Source organism: Nocardioides sp. (assembly GCF_041600255.1).
Classification (GTDB): Bacteria; Actinomycetota; Actinomycetes; order Propionibacteriales; family Nocardioidaceae; genus Nocardioides.
In genome coordinates, this window is sequence record NZ_JBFIKK010000202.1 from 1 (window position 1) to 3,876 (window position 3,876).

Consider the following 3,876-nt stretch of genomic DNA (forward strand, 5'->3'; position numbering starts at 1 on the left):
GCACGGGGCGATGCTTGGTGCAGGGCAGGCCGTGGAACTCGTGGCTGCACCCGGCGCACAGGTCACCGACATACGGCGACTTGCCCTGCTGCTGGCTGGTGGCGTAGGCGAGGAGGTAGTCGTAAGACAGGGGCTCGGTCACTTCCGCCCCCAGATGAGGCCGGGGATCACGAACGCCAGCCAGCCGAGGAAGCTGACGGCCCACAGCGGCAGGACGACGGCGAACGCGAGACGCTCGGTCATGCGACTTCACGACCCGGCAGTGGTGGCTCCCACGAGTAGCCGGCCTGCTGCAGCAGCAGCGCGAACGTGTTGCCGTCCATGACCACGTACCCGTCGCCCACCGAGCCCTTGCCTCGGCGCTTGGCCCACACCACGCCGAACGGTGCGCGGGCGTTGGCGGCCTCCTGGTTGGCCTCGTCCAGCCATTCGGCGAACGAGTGCCGGGCCTGGTTCTTGGCCTCGATGACGGGGGAGCCGGGGCCGACGGTGACGTCCCCGCGGTCGCGGCTGCCGGAGAGGGGGACGCGGTCGGCGTAGGTGAAGCCGTGGGCCTGCAGGAAGGCGACGATCGCACTCTCGTGGCGCGTGCCCTTGGCCTTGCCGGCGCTCACTGGTCGCCGTCCGTGGTGGCGCCGGGGATGGTCGCCGGGGTGGGCCAGTCACCGTCAGGGCCGTCAACGTTGGGTGTTGACAGTTCGGCCGCTTCCTTGAGTTCCGCGCGACGGGCGGTGACGACGGCCTTGACCGCGTCCAGCTCGTCGCCGGTCAACCCAGCGGCGGCACGTGCGACGTCGTCCAGGTCGGCGTTGTGCCGGGCCTCCTGCGCGTTCTCGATCAGCGCCTCGACGTTCGGCTTGATCCGCTTCGGCTCCTCGTCGGCGAGGGGCTTGACGGTGAACATGGCGCTCCGGCCGCGCTTGACCAGCAGCGGCACCGCCTTGGCCTTGCTCATGTGCGACAGCGCCCGGATCCGCGTGCCACCTACAGCAGCGCCACCGAACTCGACGTCGGGATCGCAGTAGAGCGTGACGCGCCGGCCGACGTAGGTAGCCGCGTCCGCCCCCCAGCAAGCGACGAGAACGCGCCGCATTGACAGCCCCGGCCGCCAGGGACGGGGGAACTCGGCGAGATGGATATTGATGGGCTGCTCGTCGTTGTTCCTGCTGACGCGCTCGATCGTGAACGTACGGTCGCCAGTGAGTAGGTCGATCGCGTCCAGTTGGTCACTCTTGGGCTGGATGGTGTTCGAGAGGTCCATCAGAAAGTCATCTCCATCTCGACGACGCGCTCGGTCTTGGGCATTCCTGCGGTGGCCGTCTCGTAGGCCGTGACCATCTCGGCGGCGGACTCTTCGAAGGCGATGACCGCGGCGACGATGGCGTCCTGCCAGCGCGGGTCGGGTTCCACGCGCTTCACCCACAGCGGCATCCCGCCGCAGAAGGAGATGTAGTCGCACCAGTCGCGGCCGGACACGAGCAGCCCCGCCTGCAGCTGGGCCATGTTCTCGGCGGGCACCTCGCCGGACAGGATCGTGGTCAGGTGCTTCTTCGGCCGGCGGGACTTGACCTCGATCAGCCCGTCGTCACCCACCAGGCCGTCGGGTGAGTAGCCGAGCCGCCAGTTCTCCTCGGCCCGCACCATGAACCCGGACTCGGCGACGGGGGCGAAGTGCTCGGAGTACAGGTCGCGTGCTCTCGGCTCGTCCTCGTGGCCGCGGAGCATGTCGTCGGACACGTACTGCGGGTCGGTCCAGCCGGTGATGCGTTCGGCGACGAGGGTCGCGGTCAGGGCGCGGGAGTAGTCGTTCCTCGCCACCTTGATCGTGCTGGCGGTGATGAGCTGGCCGACGACGGAAGCGGTGACCATGCCGCGCCGCTGGTCGAGCCACTCGTCCGAGCCTTGGATCAGGTCGGGCAGTTCGATGAGGGTCACGAGGCAACTCCTGTTTGGTCGCAGGCTTGGCAGGGCCAGTCGATGTCTTCGTCGCGGCCGTTGGAGCCGACCGTGGTTTCGGTGAACCAGCCGTCGCCCTCGCACTCGGGGCATCGGTCGGGCTCGAGCTCGCCGATGACGTAGAGGTGGCCGGCGTTGTCGACGATCGGTGTGGCGTTGACCTCGGCCTCGAACCGCTCGTGGGGGGTGGTCATTCTTCGACCACCTCAACGTCGTCCTCGTTGGCCTCCCAGTCGCCGAGGTCGATTCGGGCGCACTGGTGGCAGAGGCCGGGTGCGCCCTCCATCTCGGCCTTGTCCATCGCGTCGGCTTCGCTGTCGGCCTCGACGATCACGCCGTAGCTCGCGGTGGTGGTCAAAAAGACTCGGTAACGCGTCATGCCGTCTTCCTCTTCGGCTCGACGTAGCGCGGGTTACTCGGGCTGATGTCGGTCACGGCCCAGCGGCGGGGGAGTGGCAGGCATTTGCCGGAGTGGTGGCGGGCCAGGGCGCAGAGATGGTCGTCGTCGCACCACTGCGTGCAGTGCTCGGGGACGGTCACGCGGCACGCTCCAGCCCGGCGCACTCACAGGCGACGCCCTCGACGGTGCGAACAAGGTGCCGCCACGCGTGCTGCTCGCAGCCGGGGACGAGACCAGGTCCGGGTGTGTGCTGCCGGGGCTGGCCAAAGCGCGCGTTCCATCCGTAGGCGCTGCGTTCGGCCACCAGATCGCTGCAGGCGGCGCACCGCACTACCCGGTGGCCGACGACCTCGGCGAGGTGTTGAGCTGGTCCGTACGGACCGCCGCCGGGACACCAGCGCGGGGCGACGAGGCGGGACGGCCGGAACAGCAGCGCGACATCAGCCGGAAGATCCAGCGGGGTCGGGTGTCCGGCGCCGGCGGCCCGGCCCTCGCACGTGCCGCACAGCGGGATGCCGTCCACAGGCAGATCGACGGTGGTGTCGCGGCCCTTCGGGCTAACCGACTGCCCGCACCACGCCGAGTAGGACGGGTGGTCGAGGTGCTCGTACTGCACGCCGGAGCGGATGCGGTGCCAGCGAGTCGCCCCACGTAGCCAGCGCGGTCCGGTGCGCAGCGCCTTCGAGCCGTGGCCGGGGGCGTGCCACGGTCCGGAGCGGGTCAGTGGTGGCTCGTAGACCACCGGGCCGAGGTGGATGGTGCTCACCGCGCACCCCCGATGACCTGCGGCCGGTTGGCGGCGTCCCAACGGGTCCATGCCTCGTGTGCGGTGGCGGCGGGGCAGCCGTTGAGCACGGCCCGCATCGCCCACAGGAGAGCGTCGCGGGGGGTGACGGCGAACTGCATCGCCAGGAGCGCGGCGGTGGCGTCGGGGGTCATGACTCCAGCCCCCATGTGGTCAAGCACTCCGCGCACCCGGTGCGGTGACCATTGACGAGGTCGCCACAGACCCGGCAGGCGAGGCGGCCAGGCTTCGGCGGGATGCCGAGAATGGGGGTTCCACATAGTCCGCGGTTGATGCCGAGAGCTCGTTCGGCGAGGCACCACTTGTGCTTGAGACGACGGTTCTCGTCTGACGGTGCGTCCGTCGACGCCTGCGTCACGAGGGGTGCACTCATGCCGCCCACTCCTCGGCCGAGATGATCTGGTCAAACCGGAGCCGGGTCTCCTCGTCGTCGGAGGCGGCGACGGGCCAGACAGATACCCAGCGGGACTCGGGCTCCGGGACCGGCGGAAGGAAAGGAATCCAGTTGACGTCCTCGGCGGCGTCGGCTGCTTCGGCGCGGGCCATCGCGCGGCCGATCGGGATGCCGACGACGAAGGCCAGGATCAGCCACGAGCCGCAGATGATGGCGGCGATGTCCCAGCCGTCGAGGCCCTGGACGAACTCGAGGAGACTCACGCCGCCACCTCGCTCTCGGCCCATGCGTGCGCGGCGGCGGTGGCGACGTAGCTGGCCC

The 3,876-nt window shown here is 69.7% G+C and carries 8 protein-coding genes; all 8 read right to left on the reverse strand.

The window, feature by feature from the left end:
• Positions 1 to 239 precede the first annotated feature (239 nt).
• Positions 240 to 614: a hypothetical protein gene (locus ABZE72_RS16110; protein WP_372730052.1), complete on the reverse strand. Its 375-nt coding sequence runs from the start codon at positions 612 to 614 to the stop codon at positions 240 to 242.
• Positions 611 to 1,261 (reverse strand): hypothetical protein, encoded by a 651-nt coding sequence (locus ABZE72_RS16115; protein WP_372730053.1) that lies wholly within the window; start codon positions 1,259 to 1,261, stop codon positions 611 to 613. Before ABZE72_RS16115 ends, ABZE72_RS16110 begins: the two co-directional genes overlap by 4 nt.
• Positions 1,261 to 1,935, reverse strand: coding sequence for a lambda exonuclease family protein (locus ABZE72_RS16120; RefSeq protein WP_372730054.1), 675 nt, complete (start codon positions 1,933 to 1,935; stop codon positions 1,261 to 1,263). The genes ABZE72_RS16115 and ABZE72_RS16120 overlap by 1 nt, the downstream gene beginning before the upstream one ends.
• Positions 1,932 to 2,150, reverse strand: coding sequence for a hypothetical protein (locus ABZE72_RS16125; protein WP_372730055.1), 219 nt, complete (start codon positions 2,148 to 2,150; stop codon positions 1,932 to 1,934). The genes ABZE72_RS16120 and ABZE72_RS16125 overlap by 4 nt, the downstream gene beginning before the upstream one ends.
• Positions 2,147 to 2,335, reverse strand: a complete 189-nt coding sequence (locus tag ABZE72_RS16130) for a hypothetical protein (RefSeq protein WP_372730056.1) — start codon at positions 2,333 to 2,335, stop codon at positions 2,147 to 2,149. Before ABZE72_RS16130 ends, ABZE72_RS16125 begins: the two co-directional genes overlap by 4 nt.
• A 157-nt stretch (positions 2,336 to 2,492) precedes the next feature.
• A complete protein-coding gene (locus ABZE72_RS16135; protein WP_372730057.1) occupies positions 2,493 to 3,122 on the reverse strand; it encodes a hypothetical protein in 630 nt (209 codons plus the stop codon).
• Complete coding sequence (locus ABZE72_RS16140; protein ID WP_372730058.1) at positions 3,119 to 3,295, reverse strand: hypothetical protein; 177 nt, start codon at positions 3,293 to 3,295, stop codon at positions 3,119 to 3,121. The genes ABZE72_RS16135 and ABZE72_RS16140 overlap by 4 nt, the downstream gene beginning before the upstream one ends.
• Positions 3,296 to 3,530: 235 nt before the next feature.
• Entirely contained in the window at positions 3,531 to 3,818 is a 288-nt protein-coding gene (locus ABZE72_RS16145) for a hypothetical protein (protein ID WP_372730059.1), read from the reverse strand.
• Between the last annotated feature and the right edge of the window lie 58 nt (positions 3,819 to 3,876).